Source organism: Staphylococcus caledonicus (assembly GCF_016238465.1).
In the GTDB taxonomy this organism is placed as follows: Bacteria; Bacillota; Bacilli; order Staphylococcales; family Staphylococcaceae; genus Staphylococcus; species Staphylococcus caledonicus.
Genome location: NZ_JABTXV010000021.1, coordinates 1 through 345 on the forward strand (window position 1 = coordinate 1; position 345 = coordinate 345).

The following is a 345-nucleotide window of genomic DNA, read 5'->3' on the forward strand; positions in this document are numbered from 1 at the left end:
TTTCGAACACTAGCGATTATATTTTTAATGAATTCAAAGCTTTAACACTCTAATTCACTCGGTTTTGCTTGGTAAAATCTAATTTACTTACTTATCTAGTTTTCAATGTACAATCATTTAATGGTGGGCCTGAGTGGACTCGAACCACCGACCTCACGCTTATCAGGCGTGCGCTCTAACCAGCTGAGCTACAGGCCCATTAAATTGTTGAATATTTTAAATAAACATTCAAAACTGAATACAATATGTCACGTTATTCCTTCACCTCTACGAGGTGTTCCGAATATATCCTTAGAAAGGAGGTGATCCAGCCGCACCTTCCGATACGGCTACCTTGTTACGACT

At 39.1% G+C, this 345-nt stretch carries 1 tRNA gene and 1 rRNA gene; both read right to left on the minus strand.

Going from position 1 to position 345, the window contains the following annotated elements:
- Nucleotides 1-121 precede the first annotated feature (121 nt).
- Nucleotides 122-198 (minus strand) — tRNA-Ile (locus tag HS848_RS12555).
- A gap of 97 nt (nt 199-295) precedes the next feature.
- Nucleotides 296-345: ribosomal RNA gene (locus tag HS848_RS12560) — 16S ribosomal RNA — on the minus strand; the annotation flags it as partial.